This is a genomic window from Janthinobacterium sp. YR213 (genome assembly GCF_900099875.1).
Classification (GTDB): Bacteria; Pseudomonadota; Gammaproteobacteria; order Burkholderiales; family Burkholderiaceae_D; genus Janthinobacterium; species Janthinobacterium lividum.
The window spans coordinates 545,642-565,001 of sequence record NZ_FNDA01000003.1; the positions used below are offsets into that span (position 1 = coordinate 545,642).

The window sequence follows — 19,360 nt, forward strand, 5'->3', positions numbered from 1 at the left end:
TGGCAACTGTTCCAATTATAGTGCGCCGCCGGCGCCTCAGGCCAGCAGCAAGGGCAGGCGGTTCGAGGACTTGATTTCCCGCATCGACAAGCTGGACTGGATTTCCGCCACGCCCGGCAGGCGGCGCAGCACGGTCGAGACGAATTCGCCATACGCTTCCAGGTCGCGCGCCACCACTTGCAGGAAATAATCGGCTTCGCCCGCCACATTGTGGCACGACAAGATTTCGGGAATCGTCGCGATGGCTTGCTCGAACTGCGACGGCTGCTCGCCGCCATGGTTGGCAAACACGACCCGTACGAACGCGACCAGGCCGATGCCCAGCTTCTTGCGGTTGAGCAAAGCCTGGTAGCCGGTAATAAAACCTTCCTCTTCCAGGCGGCGCAAGCGGCGCCAGACAGGGGTTTCGCTGAGCTTCAAGCGCTCGGCCAGGCGCGCATTCGACAGCCGTCCTTCATCCTGCAACAGCCTGAGTATCTGCAAATCGGTGGCGTCGAGGCTAACTTCTGAAATTTTCATCTATTTTTTGTTTTTATAGGAGTGGAATCTACCCGAATACTAGGGCATGCAGGGCAGGAAAAGCAAGCACATTTCATCACGTCAAGAACATAATGGGACCCGGCGAGCAGGCTGCACCGTGCGCATGCTCCCGCTTTTCTTTTCGACTGGCCCATGTCCGATTCTACCTTCCTGATGTACCTGCTGGCACTGGCTGGCGCCTTTTTATTACCGGGCCCCGACATGGCGCTGGTGCTGGCGACGGGCGCCGCGCGCGGCGTGGCCACGGCGCTGGTGACGGCCCTCGGTATCGCCGGCGCGCGCGCCGTGCACGTGGCGCTGTCGGGCGCGGGCCTGGCGGCATTGATGGTGACGCATCCGCAAGCCTTGCAATGGGTCAAATGGGCGGGCGCCGCCTACCTGCTGTACCTGGCGCTGCGTCTGCTGCAGTCGGCCCTGTCGACCCAAACGGCGCAGGAAGCGGCCGCGCCCGCCACGGCGCATGGCGCCCGCGCCAGCCTGGTGCGCGGCTTCCTGACGAATCTGCTCAATCCGAAGGCACTGCTGTTTTGCAGCATGTTCCTGCCGCAGTTCGTCGCCGGCAGCGAGCAGGTCGGCATGCAATACCTGCGCCTGGGCGCCGTCCTGGTGCTGGTCGGCCTGCTGTTCGACGCCCTGTACGCCGTGCTGGCCGCGCGCCTGGCGCGCCGCCTGCGCGGTAAACCTTCGCCTTACGGCAAGTTCGTGCTGCCCACCGTCTTCGTCTTGCTGGCCGGGCGGCTGGTGCTGGGCTGACTTTTCAGCGGAAGCGGCGCCCCGCCGCCAAAAAAGGCGGGGTAATCGTTCAGCAGGCTGCGCTCCAGCTCGTTGATCTTGCGAAATTGCCGCAGCGTGGGCGCCATGGCCCGGCCCGCATCCCAGCTGCGCCAGGCATTCGGCGCATCGAATTGCGCCAGCAACGCATCGCCCAGGTCCTGGTACACGGCCGCCATCTGCGGCTTGGCCTGCAGCACTTGCAGATACAGCGCGGTCGCTTCCGGCCATTGCCCCAGCTTGGCGCGCAAATTCCCCTCGAACAAGGCCAGCACGGGCTGCTCCAGCCCCGTTTGCGTCCTTGATTCCTGCACCGTCGTCAATGCTGCCTTGATGCCTTCCTGGTCCTTTGCCAGCAGTGCGCGCGTCAAGTCGTGGATGGGCTGGCACTCCTGCATAGCCCGCTGTTGCTGGGGCGTCAGTTTGTCCACCAGGGCACCGGAGGAAAAATGGTCTTCCAGCATGGTCAAAAATGCCTCGAAGGGCTTGCCTGCCGCAAACAGGCGCTCGGCCTCGGCGCGCAGCGCGGGATGTGCCTGCGGTCCCGGCGGCGGCAACCGCGCCGCCTGCGCCAGCACGCGCTCGAGCGGGGACGCATCGGCCGCCAGCGGGCGTGGCCGGTAGGCGGCCAGGGTATACGTGGCGGGCGCACCCGCCGTCATGGCGCTGACGCGGAAGTGGCGCGTCACGCTGCCACCCACCTCCTGGTAGTGCATGGTAAATTCGGCGGGAATGCGCTTGCCGTCGGCCAGCATCTTCAGCACCAGCGGATGGCCGCCCCAGGTGTAGCGCAGGTACTGGGCAAATGCCGTGGCATCGTCGCCGCTGACGGGGCTGCCGGTTATCCCCAGGCGCAGCAGGGGCTGCCCGTCGAGCGACCACAGCACGGCGCCGTCGAGCACTTGCGGCGCCAGCGCGTTGCGCCGCTTGTTGTCCAGCACCGACAAAGCCTGTTCCTCATACACGGGCAACGTTGCGTGCTGCTCAAGGCCGCCCGCCTTCAATATGCCGACGATCCCTTGCCGGTGGCGCAGTTCGAAGACGCGAAATCCCGCCACGTCGAACAGCGAATACGTGTCGTAGGTGGATGCCGCCATATCGATCAGGTGGCGGCGGCGCGCGGCAAAATCGAGCACGGACAAGCGCGTGCCATCGCGCACGCTCAGGTAATGGGGGCCCAGCACGACATCGCTTTCCTGCGTATCGCGCGCAGGCAGGCTGGTTTTCACGCCGGGCTTGTAGACGCGCTCGGTAGTCACCGTGACATGGAACGCGACGCTGGCCTGGGCCGCGCCGGCGCCCAGGAAAAGAATGGCGGCCACGCTGGCGCGGCGCAAGACAGGAAAGAGGGGCATGGAAATGGTGCAGTGGAGAAATGCTGATTCTAAGGCAAATCCGGCGATCACCTTGTTTTGCTGGCAAGCATAAAAAAAGACAGCCGCAGCTGTCTTTTTGTTTGACCTCAATACCGATTACGACATGTGCTGGCCGCCGTTGATCGAGATGTTGGCGCCCGTGACGAACGCGGCTTCATCGGAAGCCAGGTAAGCGACCAGGCCGGCCACTTCTTCCGGCTTGCCCAGGCGCGCCATTGGAATTTGCGGGATGATTTTGCTGTCGAGCACTTCCTGCGGAATCGCCATGACCATCTTGGTGCCGATGTAGCCTGGCGAGATGGTGTTGACGGTAACGTTCTTGCGCGCCACTTCCAGCGCCAGCGACTTGGTGAAACCATGCATGCCGGCTTTCGCGGCCGAATAGTTGGTTTGGCCGAAGGCGCCCTTCTGGCCATTCACGGACGAGATATTGATGATGCGGCCCCAGCCGCGTTCCACCATGCCGTCGCAGACGGGCTTGGTCATGTTGAAGACGGAATCGAGGTTGGTGCCCATCACGGCATCCCAGTTCGGCTTGTCCATCTTCTTGAACGTCATGTCGCGCGTGATGCCGGCGTTATTCACCAGCACGTCGACAGGACCGATTTCCGCTTCCACGGCCGCCACGCAGGCAGCCGCCGAATCGTAGTCGGCCACGTCGCACGGATATGCCTTGAAGTCGTAACCCATGTCTTTGGTCGACGCCAGCCATTCCGCGACCTTCGGATTGCCTGGGGAATATGTGGTCACCACGCGATAGCCGAGCGCGGCCAGCTTGAAACACACCGCTTCGCCCAGACCACCCATGCCACCAGTTACCAATGCAACTCTTGCCATTTTCATCCCCTCAGTGTCATTCTATTGCTAAAAAGTTAATTATTTAATGAAAGCAATCCAAAACCGCCGCGTGACGGCGGCGTACCGCACCGGACCAGGCCGCCACGCATTGCGCGTAACGGCCCAAGTTCGGTGTCAGCGATTAATCACGCTCAATTGCGAGGGCGACACCCATGCCGCCGCCGATGCACAATGCTGCCAGGCCTTTCTTGGCGTCGCGGCGGATCATTTCGTGGATCAGGGTGACCAGGATGCGCGCGCCCGAGGCGCCGATCGGGTGGCCGATGGCAATCGCGCCGCCGTTCACGTTGATCTTGCTGGTATCCCAGCCCATTTCCTTGTTGACGGCAATCGCTTGCGCGGCAAACGCTTCGTTGATTTCCATCAGGTCCAGTTCTTCATGCGTCCAGCCGGCTTTTTTCAGGCACAGGCGCGAGGCGGAGACGGGCCCCATGCCCATGACGGCCGGGTCCAGACCCGACGAAGCGTAGGCCTTGATGCGCGCCAGCGGCTTCAAGCCCAGTTCTTTCGCTTGCGAGGCCGACATCATGATGACGGCGGCGGCGCCATCGTTCAGGCCGGACGCGTTGCCGGCGGTAACCGTACCGTCCTTGGCGAATGCGGGGCGCAGGCCGGCCAGCGATTCCAGGGTCGAACCGGGCTTGATGTATTCGTCGCTGTCGAAGACCACGGTGCCTTTTTTATTGGCGATTTCCAGCGGCAGGATTTCATCCTTGAACTTGCCCGCCTTTTGCGCCGCTTCCGCTTTCAGTTGCGACTGCAGCGCGAATTCATCCTGCTCGGCGCGCGTCACTTCGTATTTCTTGGCGACGTTTTCCGCCGTGATGCCCATGTGGTACTGGTTGTACACGTCCCACAGGCCATCGACGATCATGGTGTCGATCATCTTGAAGTCGCCCATGCGGAAACCGTCGCGCGAGCCGTTCATCGCGTGCGGCGAGGCGCTCATGTTTTCCTGGCCGCCGGCGATGATGATGTTGGCATCGCCGCACTTGATCGCTTGCGCCGCCAGGTGCGTGGCCTTCAGGCCGCTGCCGCATACCTTGTTGATGGTGAATGCCGGGATCGAGCTGGGCAGGCCAGCCTTGATGACGGCCTGGCGCGCGGCGTTCTGGCCGACGGCAGCCGTCAGCACCTGGCCCAGGATCGCTTCGCCGATCAGGTTCGGGTCGATGCCGGTTTGTGCCAGCAAGCCCTTGATTACATGCGCGCCCAGTTCGGACGCAGGAATCTTGGCCAGACTGCCACCGAATTTGCCGACTGCGGTACGGCCGGCGGCCACGATTACGACATCATCCATTTATTTCTCCGATAAGCAGGCCACGAGGGCCAAGGTCAAGGTGTTAATACAATCCAATGAGTATCCGGGAAGACACAGCAAGCTGCGTTTCATTCTAGCGCGGCACGCGCCGCAGTTCCAGCGCCGCACCGCAGGCGGCGGCGATGACAGCCTGCTTGCGGTGGCGGCGGGCGGCCTGGCGCGGCGGATAGCCGCTGCCGGGCCGCAACACGCTTACGCCTGGCGAGCAGGACGCGTATTTTTATTTTTATCATACCCTTCATCGGCGCCGCCGAAAGTGGTTTTTAGAAAATTATTGAAGGGAATAATCAGGGGCACAGGCGTTTGCTTTACCACCTGCACCAGCTCGCCAAATTTTTGACGCGATGCAGCAAACTCACCCTTTGTCACAGTGTCGAATTTCTCTTGGGTTTCTTGGGCAACATCCTTTGCCTGGCGGCCATATGCACCGATGCGTTCGATGGCCAGTTGCGACTGCGTGCGCGACAGTTCCAGCAACGCTTGCGGATCCTTCACGGACAGCAGCTGATTGCCTGCCACCGTAGCGGCGGCCAGCGCCGCGCGGGCCGCATCGATCTGCAAGTCCAGCACGCTGGCGCCGCTGTCGACAGCGGCCTGGGCATACGCTTGCGCGCTGATCAATTGTGCTTCCACCAGGGCCTTGCCGGCCAGTGCCCATTGCTCGGAAAATGAAAACATAGTGTTCCTCTCCAATTTGATGGCGGTGCATGTTGCGCCGCACAGTACTCAACTGTAAGCGGTGGTTCATTGCTGAACCTTGATATTTATCAAGCTTTGCTGTTGGTTTGTTTCCAACTCAACGTTGATCAGGACAACAACTTGATACCGTCCAGCGAGGCTGCGCACTGCTCGCGTATCACGCTGACGAAATCACGCACATACGCCTTGTCCTGCAGATGATCAGGCACGGAGACATACAGGTCGCTCCACAAGCCGTGCTCGCCCACCGGGCGCGCCACCACATAATCGTAATCGACGTAATTCTTGATGGCCCAGTTCGGCAACGCGGCAATGCCGCGCCGGCTCGCCACCAGCTGCAGCACGGCGACCGTCAATTCCGCCGTGCGGCGTTCAAACGCGATGCCGGCGGGGCGCAGCACTTCGCGGATCAGGTCGATACGCTCTTCCGGCACGGGATAGGTAATTAATGTCTCGCCCGTAAAGTCGGCCGCCACCAGCCGGCGCTGCGCCTGCAGCCGGTGCTTCTGCGCCATCACCACCAGCATTTCAAAGCGGAACAGGGGAAACACGGTGAAATCGGGGCCATATGGCGAACCGATCACGAGGTCCGCCTCGCCCGAGCGCAGCAAGTCCGCCGGTTCGCTGTGAAAGCCGGAGACCAGGTCGATTTCCACTTCCGGCCAGCGCTGGCGAAACGCATCCATCACGGGCATGAGCCAATCGAAACAGGTATGGCATTCGAGCGCCACGCGCAACTGCCCCTTGTCGCCTTGCGACAGGCGCGCCACGTCGCGCTCGGCCAGTTCGATCTCGGGCAGCAGCTTGTCGGCCAGGGCCAAGAGACGGCTGCCCGTGGCCGTAAAGGCGATCGGCATGGACTTGCGCTCGAACAAGGGCGCCTGGTAGCGCTCTTCCAGCAAACGGATCTGGTGCGACAGGGCCGACTGGGTCAGGTTGAGCAGCTGCGCGGCGCGCACCAGGCTGCCGGACGAACGCAAGGCACTCAGGGTGCGCAGGTGGCGGATTTCTAGCATCGGCAAATGAAATGGCGTACGTGAATGATTTTCATGTTATTCGGCAAAATGTTTCGTTTTGATTATAGACCTAGTTGCCGCACACTCTAGCGCATTCACATTAAATCTCGATGACATCATGACCGTGCACACCCACATCCTTGGTTTTCCCCGTATCGGCGCCGCGCGCGAACTGAAATTGGCGCTGGAAAGCCACTGGCGCGGCGAGGTGTCCGAGGCGGCCCTGGAAGCGACGGGCCGGCAACTGCGGGCGCGCCACTGGGCCCTGCAACGCGACGCCGGTCTTGACTACGTTACCGTGGGCGACTTCGCCTTTTACGACCAGGTGGCCAACCATATCCAGCTGCTGGGCTGCGAACCGGCCCGTTTCAGCTTCGCGCCAGAGCAGTCGCCGCTGTCACGCTATTTCACCATGGCGCGCGGCGCAGACACGCACGCCGCCCATGCCGGCTGCGGCCACCATGCACACGCCGCCGGCACTGCCGCGCTGGAAATGACCAAGTGGTTCGACACCAATTACCATTACCTGGTGCCCGAATTGTCGCCGCAGACCCGGTTTTCTCTCGCTTGCGAGCGCCTGCTGGCGGAAGTGGCCGAGGCGCAAGCGCTGGGCCACCAGGTCAAGGCGGCCTTGATCGGCCCCCTCACCTTCCTCTGGCTGGGCAAGGAAAAGACGCCCGGCGAGTCAAGCTTCGACCGCCTGGCCCTGCTGGAACAATTGCTGCCCGTCTACGGCGCCCTGCTCGACCGCCTGAAACAGCAAGGCGTGGCATGGGTGCAGCTCGACGAGCCGATCCTGGGCCTGGACTTGCCTGGTGCCTGGCGCAGTGCCTTCGAAAGCGCCTACTGGCAGCTGAACCAGGTAGGTATAAATATCCTGCTGGCCACGTATTTCTCGCCGCTGGAAGAAAACCTCAGCCTGACGTGCCGCCTGCCCGTGGCCGGCCTGCATGTGGACGGCATCCGCGCGCCGCATGAATTGATCAGCGTGACGGACTGGCTGCCCGCGCATAAAGTCTTGTCGGTCGGTATCGTCGATGGCCGCAATATCTGGCGCACCGACCTCGACGCGGCCCTGGCCGTGCTGCAGCCGCTGGCGGCCAAACGCAACGGCCACCTGTGGCTGGCGCCGTCGTGCTCCCTGCTGCACGTGCCGTTCAGCCTGGCGGCCGAGACGGAGCTAGATGGTGACATCCAGAGCTGGCTGGCGTTTGCCACGGAAAAACTGTCCGAAATCGCCGTCCTCAAGGGCGCGCTCGCAGGCCGTCCCGATGAAGCCGCGCTGGCCGCGTCTCGCCTGGCTATCGCCCGCCGCCGTGCCAGTCCCCGCGTGCACCGCCCGCAAGTGGCGCAGCGCCTGCAAACGCTCACGCCCACCGTCGACCGCCGCGATTCCAGCTTCCCGCAGCGCCAGGCCATGCAGCGCGCGCGTTTGCAACTGCCCGACTTCCCGACGACGACCATCGGTTCCTTCCCGCAGACGACGGCCATCCGCGCCGCCCGCGCCAGTTTCAAGCGAGGCGAACTGGCTGTGAACGACTACGAACAGCAGATGCGCGCCGAGATCGCCCACGCCGTGAGCCGCCAGGAAGCGCTGGGCCTGGACGTGCTCGTGCATGGCGAAGCGGAACGCAACGACATGGTCGAATACTTCGGCGAGCAACTGGACGGCTTTATCTTCACGCGCCAGGGCTGGGTGCAATCGTACGGCTCGCGCTGTGTGAAGCCGCCCGTCATTTACGGCGACGTGCAGCGCCCCGCCGCCATGACCGTCGAATGGACGGTGCACGCGCAAAGCCTGACGCATAAACCGGTGAAGGGCATGCTGACGGGGCCGGTCACGATATTGCAATGGTCGTTCGTGCGCGACGACCAGCCGCGCGCCACGACGGCGCTGCAACTGGCCCTGGCCATCCGCGACGAGGTGCAAGACCTGGAAACGGCCGGCATCGGCATTATCCAGATCGACGAGCCGGCCATCCGCGAAGGCTTGCCGCTGCGCCGCGGCCGGTGGGACGCCTATCTGGACTGGGCCACGCGCGCCTTCCGCATCGCCGCGTCCGTCGTCAGCGACACGACGCAGATCCACACCCACATGTGCTATGCCGAATTCAACGACATCCTGCCGCAGATCGCCGCCATGGACGCCGACGTCATCACGATAGAGACGAGCCGCTCCGACATGGAACTGCTGAAGGGCTTTGGCCAGTTCCAGTATCCGAACGAAATCGGCCCCGGCGTGTACGACATCCACTCGCCGCGCCTCCCCTCGACTCTCGACATGGTGAAATTGCTGCAAAAAGCCAGCGCCGTGATTCCGCCAGCCAATTTATGGGTCAACCCGGACTGCGGCCTGAAAACGCGGGGCTGGGCGGAAACGGAGGCGGCTTTAAAAAATATGGTCGCGGCGGCGCAGCAGATGCGGGCGGCGGCATGACATAGGCCTACCCAGGCCGCATGCAGGGCTGCTTTCAGGACGGCGCACCGGTTTTCCGGGGCGCCGTCCGTTTTTTTTGACATGAAGTAGGTGTTGCCCTGCGGAATAGCACGCGCCAGGCCCCTGATGCTGATTTTTTTGCAGTAGAATGCAAGAAATTTACTGCTCCCATTGTTGCCGTACGGAACATCTGGCCTGCCGCAGTTTCACTTTGATAAATGTTTATGTCCAAAAGCCCGTCGCAGAAGCCTATCGAAATCAAGATTTCCACCGTCGTTGCTGTCTCCGCCATTCTGCATAGCGCCGATACGCAGGCACTCGATGCCGCCTTGCGCGACATGACGGGAGGCGTGGCCGACTTTTTCGAGGACGACCTGGCCGTGCTGGACGTGGCGGCCTTGCCGCCCGGCGGCGTGCCCATCGACTGGGCCGCCCTCGTGGCCCTGCTGAAAAAATACCGCTTGAATGCCGTGGCCGTGCGCAATGCGCCGGCCGACATGCATGACGCCATCCTGGCGCAAGGCTTGAGCCTCGACAGCGGCAAGACGCGCGACGATGCGCCGCCCAAGGATGGCCCCAAGGATACGCCCACGGCCGCCGCCCAGTCGGGCGCCGACGCACAGGTGATGGTGATCGACACGCCCGTGCGCGCCGGCCAGCGCATTTATGCGCGCGGCTGCGACCTGATCATCACCGCCGTCGTCAACAATGGCGCTGAAATCATCGCCGACGGCAGCATCCACGTGTATTCCTCGCTGTACGGCCGCGCGCTGGCCGGCGCCTCGGGCAATGCCCAGGCGCGCATCTTCGCGCTGGCCATGGAACCGGAACTGGTCTCGATCGCCGGCGTGTACCGCACGTTCGAGGATGGTTTCCCTGCGGAAATGGCGCGCGGACCCGCGCAAATTCGTTTGGCTGGCGACAGAATCGATATACACTCTGTCAATCCGGTCACTCCTGTGAACCGCTCTTAAGCTGCACAATTCAAGAGATATCTGAAAAGGATTATTTGTGGCAAGAATTATTGTTGTGACGTCCGGCAAGGGCGGTGTCGGCAAGACGACCTCTAGCGCCAGTTTTTCCACTGGCCTGGCCATGCGCGGCCACAAGACAGCCGTGCTCGACTTCGACGTGGGCCTGCGTAACCTCGACCTGATCATGGGTTGCGAACGCCGCGTCGTCTACGACCTGATCAATGTGATCAACAAAGAGGCCACGCTGAACCAGGCCTTGATCAAGGACAAGCACTGCGACAACCTGTTCATCCTGCCCGCCTCGCAAACGCGCGACAAGGATGCCTTGTCGGAAGAAGGCGTGGAACGCGTGTTGAACGACCTGATCAACATGGGTTTCGAGTTCATCATCTGCGATTCGCCGGCCGGCATCGAGCATGGCGCGCTGATGGCGCTGACGTTTGCCGACGAAGCCATCATCGTCACCAACCCGGAAGTGTCGTCGGTGCGCGATTCGGACCGCATCCTGGGCATCCTGCAAGCCAAGTCGCGCCGCGCGCAGACGGGCGGCGAGCCCGTCAAGGAACACTTGCTGATCACCCGCTACTCGCCGAAACGCGTGGAATCGGATGAAATGCTGTCCTACCAGGACGTGCAGGAAATCCTGCGCATCCCGCTGGTGGGGATCATTCCGGAATCGGAGCAAGTGCTGGCCGCCTCGAACCAGGGCAATCCGGCCATCCATTTCACGGGCACGGACGTGGCGCAAGCCTATGAAGACGTGGTCTCGCGTTTCCTCGGCGAAGATGTCGAGTTGCGCTTTACCAACTATGAAAAGCCTGGATTACTCCAGCGCATTTTTGGGGCGAAGTGATATGGCCTTGCTTTCTTTCCTGTTCCCCCCCAAGCCGAAGACGGCCACCGCGGCCAAGGAACGCCTGCAGATCATCATCGCCCGCGAACGCAGCGGACGCGATGGTCCGGACTTCCTGCCCGCCCTGCACAAGGAATTGATCGCCGTCATTTCCAAGTACACCAAGGTCAATGCCGACGACATCAAGATTTCGCTGGACCGCCAGGGCAACCTGGAGGTGCTCGACGTCAACGTCGTGCTGCCGGACGCATAAGCGTTAATCCGGCCTGACCGTGAGCAATTCCTGCGCCACCGCGGCGCAGGCGTTCACATGCTGGTTGCCGATCTGGCGGAATACGGCGTAGCCAATGGCTGCCGCCACCGCCTGTCCGGCAAACGGCACGAAGCGCGCCACCTGCTTGGTGGCAATCTTGACGCCACTGCGCTTGAGCAGGTGGAGGATCAGTTCGCGCGATACCAGCTTTCCCACCAACATGCCGCCCATGCCCACCGCCGCGCGGTAGGCCATCATCTTGAACTGCGGGTTGAGGCGCTCGATCTGCTCGGGCGTGAGGCCGAATTCGTGGTTGATATCATTGATCAGCATGGAAAACAGACCGACATCCGACATCAGGTCGATGCCGGGAATGGGAATGGCCGAAGCGCCCGCCGACATCATGGCACGCCGCTGCACCAGGCGCCGGCAACGCTCGCGCACTTGCTCGATTTCGGCACGACTGCCCGGTATCAGTGTCCAATCGGTAGTGCTCTTGTCTGACATGGCCGTTTCTCCGCGAGTAGGGGGTAGATGAACAAGTGTAACGTAAAGGCCTCAGCTGCCGATTTCACTGGACACAGTTGCAATCTCTGTTATATTTCACTTGAGCATTCCTTAACATTACGATAAGCAGAGCGGACCGTCTGTTTGTTGCTACACACTCCAGCCAATTATGCGAATTGCCGTACTCGATAGCGACCATAGCCAGGCAGAACTGATCTGCCAGGTGCTCACCGCCGCCGGCCACGCTTGCCACGAGTTTCAAAGTGCCAAGGACATGCTGGGGCAACTGCGCAAGGACAGTTGCGACATGCTCATCCTCGACTGGCATGTGAGCGATCTGGACGGTGCAGAAGTCTTGCGCCGAGCCCGGGAAAAACTGGCGCCCAAGGCACCCGTGTTGTTTATGACCAACAGTTCCGGCGAAGACGACGTGGTGGCGGGCATGACGGCAGGCGCCGACGACTACATGATCAAGCCCCTGCGGCGCAGCGAGCTGACCTTGCGCACCCAGGCGCTGCTGCGCGTGGCCTACCCGGCCCAGAATGGCGCGGAATACTTGCAATTCGGTCATTACACGTTTGAAACCCGCCCCGGCCGCCTGCTGCGCGATGGCGAAGTACTCGATGTGACACACAAGGAATTCGCCCTGGCACTGCTGTTTTTCCGCAACCTGGGCCGTCCCCTGTCGCGCGCCTACATCCACGAAGCCGTGTGGCAGCGCGACACGGCCTTGCCTTCGCGCACCATGGATACCCACGTCTCGCGCGTGCGCAACAAGCTGCAGCTGAAACCGGAACACGGCTACAGGCTGGTGCCCGTCTACAGCTACGGTTATCGCCTGGAAAAACTGGGCGGCTGAACGGCGGCAAACGGCTGACCTGCTCAAAGCGCGGGCACAAAGCGCTATAATGTCGGCATAAGTCATCCCAACAGCCCTGAAATGCAACTGCTCGCCGTCGGCCTCAACCATACCACCGCCCCAGTGTCGCTCCGCGAACAGCTGGCGTTTGCGCCTGAGCAATTGGGTTCGGCGGTGATGGCGGCGCGCACCTGGTTCCAGCGCATCGACTTGCGCGACAACGACGAAGCGGCCATCCTGTCGACCTGCAACCGCACCGAGCTGTATGCGGCCAGCCACGTGCCCAATCCGCTCGACGCGGGCGCGCATTTCCTGGCCGATTATCACAAGCTCAACTACAGCGAGCTGCGCCCCCACTTATATATGTTGCCGCAGCACGATGCCGTGCGCCACACCTTCCGCGTCGCCTCCGGGCTCGATTCGATGGTGCTGGGCGAAACGCAGATCCTGGGCCAGATCAAGGACGCCATCCGCACGGCCGACGAAGCGGGCGGCCTGGGCACGTATCTGCACCAGTTGTTCCAGCGCAGCTTTTCCGTCGCCAAGGAAGTGCGCAGCAGCACGGAAATCGGCGCGCACAGCGTGTCCATGGCGGCCGCCGCCGTGCGCCTGTCGCAGCGCATCTTCGACAAGATCGCCGAGCAGAACGTGCTGTTCATCGGCGCCGGCGAAATGATCGAATTGTGCGCCACGCACTTCGCGGCGCAAAACCCGAAAAGCATCACCATTGCCAACCGCACCATGGAACGGGGCGAGGAACTGGCGCACCGCTTCAACGGCAAGGCCATCCGCCTGGCCGACCTGCCGGAGCAGCTGCACCAGTTCGATATCGTCATCTCGTGCACGGCATCGTCCTTGCCGCTGCTGGGCCTGGGCCTGGTCGAGCGCGCCATCAAGGCACGCCGCCACAAACCCATGTTCATGGTCGACCTGGCCGTGCCGCGCGACATCGAAGCGGAAGTGGGCCGTTTGAACGACGTCTTCCTGTACACGGTCGACGACCTGGGCAAGGTCGTGCAGACGGGCCTGGAAAGCCGGCAAGCGGCCGTGGCGCAAGCCGAAGCCATCATCGAGACGCGCGTGCAATCGTTCATGAGCTGGGTCGATGACCGCGCCATGGTGCCCGTGATCCAGCATTTGCATGAAAACAGCGAAACGCTGCGCCTGATGGAAGTGGAACGGGCGCGCAAGATGCTGGCCAAGGGCGCCGACATCGACGCCGTCCTGGAAGCGCTGTCGAAAGGCTTGACGGCCAAGTTCCTGCACGGCCCGCAGCAGGCGCTGCACCACGCGCAAGGCGACGAGCGCAAGCAGCTGGTCACCCTGCTGCCAAAACTGTTCCGCCCCCGCCGTTAGCGCAGCCCCGCTGGCCGCCCGCGCGCGACCGCCCCCTGCCCGCCTGCCGGGCCTGCACCATCCCTACACTCTTTTACCGCGAATCGCTATGAAACCATCCATGCTGGCCAAACTCGATCAACTGGCGAACCGCCTGGTCGAACTCGACGAACTGCTGATGCACCCGGACGCCACGTCGAACATGGACAGCTACCGCAAGATGACGCGCGAGCACGCCGAACTGGGTCCGCTGGTCGCCCTGTACCATTCCTACCAGGAAGCGGGCAACGATATTACGACAGCGCAAGAGATGTTGTCCGATCCGGACATGAAGGAATTCGCCCAGGAAGAAATCGAGGCGGCCAAGACCACCATGGCGCGGTTGGAGCGCGAATTGCAGACCATGCTGCTGCCGAAGGACGTCAATGACGAGCGCAATATCTTCCTGGAAATTCGCGCCGGCACGGGCGGCGATGAATCGGCCCTGTTCGCCGGCGACCTGCTGCGCATGTACACGCGCTTTGCCGAACGCAACCGCTGGCAGGTGGAACTGGTGTCGGCATCCGACTCCGACTTGGGCGGCTACCGCGAAGTCATCGTGCGCGTAGTGGGTAACGGCGCGTATTCAAAGCTGAAATTCGAGTCGGGCGGCCACCGTGTGCAGCGCGTGCCGGCCACGGAAACGCAAGGCCGCATCCACACGTCCGCCTGCACGGTGGCCGTGATGCCGGAAGCCGATGAAGTGGAAGACGTCAACATCAACCCGGCCGACCTGCGCATCGACACCTACCGCGCCTCGGGCGCCGGTGGACAGCACATCAACAAAACGGACTCCGCCGTGCGCATCACCCACTTGCCGACCGGCATCGTGGTGGAATGCCAGGATGACCGCAGCCAGCACAAGAACAAGGCGCAGGCGATGAAAGTGCTGGCCGCGCGCATCAAGGACGTGCAGCTGCGCGAACAGCAATCGAAGGAAGCGGCCACCCGCAAGAGCCTGATCGGCTCGGGCGACCGCAGCGAGCGCATCCGCACCTATAATTTCCCGCAAGGCCGCCTGACGGACCACCGCATCAATTTGACCTTGTATAAGCTGGACTTCATCATGGATGGAGATTTGACGGACTTGACGAATGCGCTGGCGGCAGAGCACCAGGCGGAACTGCTGGCTGCCTTGGGCGATTAAACGCTGACACCGTTGTTGTCGGCTTACGCTACGCTAAGCCGACCTACCGAGTTTGTAGGTCGGCTTAGCGCGCAGCGCGTAAGCCGACAGCTTTAAGTAGCGGCTAAGCAATAAAAATCCAGCCTTGTGCGAAAATGACCAGCTCGATTCCATCCACCTCACCGTGTCGCCCATGAAAAATTCACGCACTGTCCTCCTGTTGATCGCCGCCCTGTGTTTCCTGATGCTGGGCGTGGCCATGTATTTGCAGCATGCCATGAACATGGCGCCGTGCCCACTGTGCGTGATCCAGCGCTACCTGTTCCTCGCCATCGGCATCGCCTGCCTGGCCGGCGCGGCCGCAAACCGTCCAAAGATCGGCGCCGGCATCGGCTTGCTGGCGGCCCTGGGCGGCCTGGGCGTGGGCGCCAAGCACCTGTACGTGCTGGCCAACCCCGGCTTCTCGTGCGGCATCGATCCGGTGGAAACGGCGCTGAACAAGATTTTCACGGCGCAAGTCATGCCCTTCATGTTTGAATCCTATGGCGCCTGCGAAAACGCCGGCGAGCCGTTTTTCGGCCTGTCGATTCCGCAATGGGCGTTCATCTGGTTCGCCATTTTTAGCGTCGGCCTGCTGTGGACCTTGCTGCGCCGTCAGAAATAATTGAAAGCACCATGCCAGAAACACTGATCCCCGCCGGCAGCACTGTCGGCGCCCTGCAAATCCGTCCACTGCTCGATCCGCTCGACAACCGCATCCTGCTGGGCCATGCGCTGGGCCTGTCGCGCGTGAGCCTGATCACACAATCGGAGCGTGTGCTCACTCCCGATGAAGCCCAACGCCTGTCCAGCTTGCTGGCACGCCGCCTGCAAGGCGAGCCGATCGCCTACATCGTGGGCCAGCGCGAATTCTTTGGCCTGCCGTTCGAAGTGAACGACGCCGTGCTGATCCCCCGCCCCGACACGGAAGTGCTGGTGGAACTGGCGCTCGAGCGCCTGCCGCCCGGCGGACGGGTGCTCGACATGGGCACGGGCAGCGGCGCCATTGCCGTCGCGCTGGCGCACACGCGGCCCGACGCCGTCGTCACGGCCCTGGATGTCAGCAGCACGGCGCTGGCCGTGGCGCGCCGCAACGCCAGCGCCAATGGCGTCAACATCACCTTCATGGCCAGCGACTGGTTCGAAGCGCTGGGCACGGAAAAGTTCGACCTGATCGTCTCGAATCCCCCCTACATCGCCAGCGGCGACCGCCACCTGGCCGAAGGCGATCTGCGCTTCGAGCCTGCCAGCGCGCTGACCGACCATGCGGATGGCCTGTCGGCCCTGCGCACCATCGTCTCCGGCGCCGCGCGCCACCTGGCGTCAGGCGCCTGGCTGCTGATGGAGCACGGCTATGACCAGGCAGCATCCGTGCGCGGCTTGCTGGCCGACGCCGGCTACAGCAAAGTGCAAAGCTGGCGCGACCTGGCCGGCATCGAACGAGTCAGCGGCGCCCGCCTGGGCTGACCGCCGCCACCTGCGCAAAGCTTGACCCGGCAGCGCGCCAGATCCCCCCGCAGTTTGTTAAAATATCAAGCGAATTCCTGACCGAAGCGCCGTCCCCGCTCCCCGGGGCGGACGCTGGCGACGCGGCGTTTTTTGGGCCGGCGCCGACGCATTTGCCAAAATTCGGTTAATCTCAGCACAAATTATTTATATGCTGCACAAGAAAGGAAGCTCAAATTGCCCAACCTGTTGACTCGCCGCCTGGCATTGCTGACTGAAGATGCCAACCGCGCGCTGCTGGGCGGCTTGCGCGGCATCGAGCGTGAAACCCTGCGCGTCGACCACGCCGGCCATCTGGCTTCCACGCCCCACCCCGTCGCCCTGGGTTCGGCGCTGACGCACCCAGAAATCACCACCGACTACGCCGAAGCGCTGCTCGAATTCATCACCCCGGCCGAAGCCGACATCGGCGTCACGCTCGACAAGCTCGACACCGTGCACCGCCACGCCTACAGCCGCCTGGGCGACGAATTGCTGTGGAGCCAGTCGATGCCGTGCCAGCTGCCGCCCGAAGCGGACATCGAAATCGCCAACTACGGCAGCTCGAACATGGGCATGCTCAAGCACGTCTACCGGCGCGGCCTGGCCTTGCGTTACGGCAAAGCCATGCAATGCATCGCCGGCATCCATTACAACTATTCGCTCGACGAGCAGCTGTGGCAAGTGCTGGCCAGCAATCCGGACACCAGCGCCAGCCCGACACACGCGGCGGCCACGCCGAAAGACGTGCAATCGGAAAGCTATCTGGCGACGATCCGCAATTTCCGCCGCTACAGCTGGCTGCTGATGTACCTGTTCGGCGCTTCGCCGGCCCTGTCCGCCGGTTTCCTGCGCGGCCGCGCGCACAAGCTCGACACCTTGTCCGACGACACCTTGTTCCTGCCGTATGCCACCAGCCTGCGCATGAGCGACCTCGGCTACCAGAACGATGCCCAGTCCGGCCTGCGTCCGCACGAAAACAGCCTGGACGATTACGTCAACGCGCTCACGCATGCCGTCAACGACCCGTATCCGCCGTACGAAGCGCTGGGAACAAAAAAAGAGGGCGAGTGGATCCAGTTGTCCACCAACGTGCTGCAGATCGAAAATGAATACTATTCGACCATCCGCCCGAAACGCGTGATCCGCACGGGCGAGCGCCCGATCCAGGCCCTGTGCCTGCGCGGCGTGCAATACATCGAAGTGCGCTGCATGGATGTCGACCCGTTCGAACCGGTCGGCATCAGCCTGGAAACGGGCCGCTTCCTCGACGCGTTTCTGCTGTTCTGCGCGCTCGACGACAGCGCTCCCATCTCGGCTGAGCAAAGCGCCTGCTACACGAACAATTTCGCCCGCACCGTCAAGGAAGGCCGCAAGCCGGGCTTGACCCTGCGCCGCGATGGCGAGGACATCACCCTGCAGGCGTGGGGCGAGGAATTGCTGGCGCGCATCGCCCCCGTGGCGGCCCTGCTGGACGCGCGCCTTGGCGGCACGCAGCACGCGGACAGCCTGGCGGCGCAAGCCATCAAGCTGGCCGACCCGGATGCGACGCCATCGGCAAAGGTCCTGGCCGAGCTGCGCGCCAACGGCGGCTCGTTTGCCGCCTTCGGCCTGCGCCAGAGCGAGCGCCACGCCGCCTATTTCCGCACGCATCCGGCAACACCGGAACAAAGCGCGTATTTCGACGAGATGGCCGCCAGCTCGCTGGCCGAGCAGCGCGCCATGGAGGCGGCGCCAGCCGGCAGCTTCGACGATTTCGTCGCCGCCTACCGCGCCAGCACCCTGTGTTCGCACACCTGATCCTGCCTGACTTCCTGCCTGGCGCCCCATGCTGACCTTCTACAATGAATTGCACAGCCAGCATCGGGGCCGCTTCGAAATGTTTCGCGGCACCATGGTGCCCTGCTTCGAGACGCCCGAGCGGGCCGACATGGTGGTGGCCGAACTGGGACGGCGCAACCTGGGCCGCATCGTCACGCCGCACGGCGTGCCGCTGACCTCGCTGGAGCGCATCCACACGCCCCGTTACCTGCATTTCCTGCGCCACGCCTGGCACGACTGGTTGGCGCTCGACCCCGACAATGCGGGCAGGGACGCGCTGCCGTCCGTGTGGCCCGTGCGCACCTTGCGCAGCGACATCGAACCGGACGACTTCACGGCCAAGCTGGGCCTGTACTCGATGGACAACGGCACGCCGCTGACGGCCGGCACGTGGACGGCGGCCAAGACGGGCGCCGACTGCGCCGTCAACGCGGCCCACGCGCTGCGCCTGGGAGAACGAGCCACGTTTGCCCTCACCCGCCCGCCGGGCCACCACGCGGGCAGCGATTTCTTTGGCGGCTACTGTTTTCTCAACAACGCGGCCCTGGCCGCGCAGCATCTGCTCGACGACGGCGCCCGCAAGGTCGCCATCCTCGATATCGATTACCACCACGGCAACGGCACGCAAAGCATCTTTTACCAGCGCGACGACGTGCTGTTCGCCTCCCTCCACGCCGACCCGCGCAGCGAATATCCGTTTTACCTGGGGCACGCCGATGAAACGGGCAGCGGCGCCGGGCTCGGCTACAACGTCAACCTGCCGCTGCCGTCCGGCAGCAGCACGGCCAGCTGGTTCGCCGCGCTGGAAACGGCCTGCCTGCGCATCAATATGTACGCGCCCGACGCGCTGGTGGTGTCGCTCGGTGTCGATACTTTCGCCGGCGACCCGCTGTCGCACTTCTCCCTGCAAAGCGGCGACTACCTGCGCGTGGGCGAGCGCCTCGCGCATCTGAACCTGCCCACCGCCTTCATCCTCGAAGGGGGCTACGCGGTGAAGGAAATCGGCATCAATGTCGTCAATGTGCTCGAAGGGTTTGAAACGGCTGATTAA

General features: G+C 63.0%; 19 protein-coding genes. 12 read left to right on the forward strand and 7 right to left on the reverse strand.

Annotation, left to right across the window (positions count from 1 at the left end; genetic code table 11):
* Positions 1–36: 36 nt before the first annotated feature.
* Positions 37–519: an Lrp/AsnC family transcriptional regulator gene (locus tag BLT98_RS16415; RefSeq protein ID WP_034752896.1), complete on the reverse strand. Its 483-nt coding sequence runs from the start codon at positions 517–519 to the stop codon at positions 37–39.
* Between the two features lie 153 nt (positions 520–672).
* Between BLT98_RS16415 and BLT98_RS16420 the strand changes: the two genes are divergently transcribed.
* Positions 673–1,293, forward strand: a complete 621-nt coding sequence (locus tag BLT98_RS16420; protein ID WP_225317146.1) for a LysE family translocator — start codon at positions 673–675, stop codon at positions 1,291–1,293.
* On the opposite strand, the gene BLT98_RS16425 is transcribed toward BLT98_RS16420, so the two are convergent.
* From BLT98_RS16425 to BLT98_RS16445, 5 genes are all read right to left on the reverse strand, one after another.
* Positions 1,230–2,666: a tetratricopeptide repeat protein gene (locus tag BLT98_RS16425; RefSeq protein ID WP_092609483.1), complete on the reverse strand. Its 1,437-nt coding sequence runs from the start codon at positions 2,664–2,666 to the stop codon at positions 1,230–1,232. The genes BLT98_RS16420 and BLT98_RS16425 overlap by 64 nt on opposite strands.
* A gap of 117 nt (positions 2,667–2,783) precedes the next feature.
* A complete protein-coding gene (gene phbB, locus BLT98_RS16430; protein WP_034783722.1) occupies positions 2,784–3,524 on the reverse strand; it encodes an acetoacetyl-CoA reductase in 741 nt (246 codons plus the stop codon).
* Positions 3,525–3,666: 142 nt separating this feature from the next.
* Entirely contained in the window at positions 3,667–4,845 is a 1,179-nt protein-coding gene (locus tag BLT98_RS16435; protein WP_034783723.1) for an acetyl-CoA C-acetyltransferase, read from the reverse strand.
* Positions 4,846–5,058: 213 nt separating this feature from the next.
* Complete coding sequence (phaP, locus tag BLT98_RS16440; RefSeq protein WP_034783725.1) at positions 5,059–5,544, reverse strand: TIGR01841 family phasin; 486 nt, start codon at positions 5,542–5,544, stop codon at positions 5,059–5,061.
* 128 nt (positions 5,545–5,672) lie between these two features.
* On the reverse strand, positions 5,673–6,581 hold the full coding sequence (locus tag BLT98_RS16445) for a LysR family transcriptional regulator (RefSeq protein ID WP_034783726.1): 909 nt from the start codon (positions 6,579–6,581) through the stop codon (positions 5,673–5,675).
* A gap of 118 nt (positions 6,582–6,699) precedes the next feature.
* On the opposite strand from BLT98_RS16445, the gene metE reads away from it, so the two are divergent.
* The 4 genes from metE to minE all read left to right on the forward strand — a co-directional run bounded on the left by metE (position 6,700) and on the right by minE (position 11,098).
* Positions 6,700–9,018, forward strand: coding sequence for a 5-methyltetrahydropteroyltriglutamate--homocysteine S-methyltransferase (metE, locus tag BLT98_RS16450; protein ID WP_092609487.1), 2,319 nt, complete (start codon positions 6,700–6,702; stop codon positions 9,016–9,018).
* Between the two features lie 224 nt (positions 9,019–9,242).
* The gene (minC, locus tag BLT98_RS16455; protein WP_034783729.1) at positions 9,243–9,992 is read left to right on the forward strand and encodes a septum site-determining protein MinC; all 750 of its coding nucleotides are present in this window, start codon (positions 9,243–9,245) and stop codon (positions 9,990–9,992) included.
* A gap of 37 nt (positions 9,993–10,029) precedes the next feature.
* The gene (gene minD / locus BLT98_RS16460) at positions 10,030–10,845 is read left to right on the forward strand and encodes a septum site-determining protein MinD (RefSeq protein WP_034783730.1); all 816 of its coding nucleotides are present in this window, start codon (positions 10,030–10,032) and stop codon (positions 10,843–10,845) included.
* A 1-nt stretch (position 10,846) separates the two neighbouring features.
* Entirely contained in the window at positions 10,847–11,098 is a 252-nt protein-coding gene (gene minE, locus BLT98_RS16465; protein WP_034752886.1) for a cell division topological specificity factor MinE, read from the forward strand.
* Between the two features lie 3 nt (positions 11,099–11,101).
* Here minE and BLT98_RS16470 read toward each other — a convergent pair whose 3' ends face one another.
* Complete coding sequence (locus tag BLT98_RS16470) at positions 11,102–11,605, reverse strand: hypothetical protein (protein ID WP_034783732.1); 504 nt, start codon at positions 11,603–11,605, stop codon at positions 11,102–11,104.
* Between the two features lie 169 nt (positions 11,606–11,774).
* Between BLT98_RS16470 and BLT98_RS16475 the strand changes: the two genes are divergently transcribed.
* The 7 genes from BLT98_RS16475 (at position 11,775) to BLT98_RS16505 (ending at position 19,360) form a co-directional block, all read left to right on the forward strand.
* Complete coding sequence (locus tag BLT98_RS16475; RefSeq protein ID WP_034783734.1) at positions 11,775–12,464, forward strand: response regulator transcription factor; 690 nt, start codon at positions 11,775–11,777, stop codon at positions 12,462–12,464.
* An 81-nt stretch (positions 12,465–12,545) separates the two neighbouring features.
* A complete protein-coding gene (gene hemA / locus BLT98_RS16480) occupies positions 12,546–13,820 on the forward strand; it encodes a glutamyl-tRNA reductase (protein ID WP_092609490.1) in 1,275 nt (424 codons plus the stop codon).
* A gap of 88 nt (positions 13,821–13,908) precedes the next feature.
* Positions 13,909–14,985 (forward strand): peptide chain release factor 1, encoded by a 1,077-nt coding sequence (prfA, locus tag BLT98_RS16485; protein WP_034783736.1) that lies wholly within the window; start codon positions 13,909–13,911, stop codon positions 14,983–14,985.
* Positions 14,986–15,157: 172 nt separating this feature from the next.
* Positions 15,158–15,628, forward strand: a complete 471-nt coding sequence (locus tag BLT98_RS16490) for a disulfide bond formation protein B (RefSeq protein ID WP_092609990.1) — start codon at positions 15,158–15,160, stop codon at positions 15,626–15,628.
* A gap of 11 nt (positions 15,629–15,639) precedes the next feature.
* Positions 15,640–16,470, forward strand: a complete 831-nt coding sequence (gene prmC / locus BLT98_RS16495; protein WP_092609493.1) for a peptide chain release factor N(5)-glutamine methyltransferase — start codon at positions 15,640–15,642, stop codon at positions 16,468–16,470.
* Between the two features lie 216 nt (positions 16,471–16,686).
* Positions 16,687–18,288, forward strand: a complete 1,602-nt coding sequence (gene gshA, locus BLT98_RS16500) for a glutamate--cysteine ligase (protein WP_092609496.1) — start codon at positions 16,687–16,689, stop codon at positions 18,286–18,288.
* 28 nt (positions 18,289–18,316) lie between these two features.
* Positions 18,317–19,360 (forward strand): histone deacetylase family protein, encoded by a 1,044-nt coding sequence (locus tag BLT98_RS16505; RefSeq protein WP_092609499.1) that lies wholly within the window; start codon positions 18,317–18,319, stop codon positions 19,358–19,360.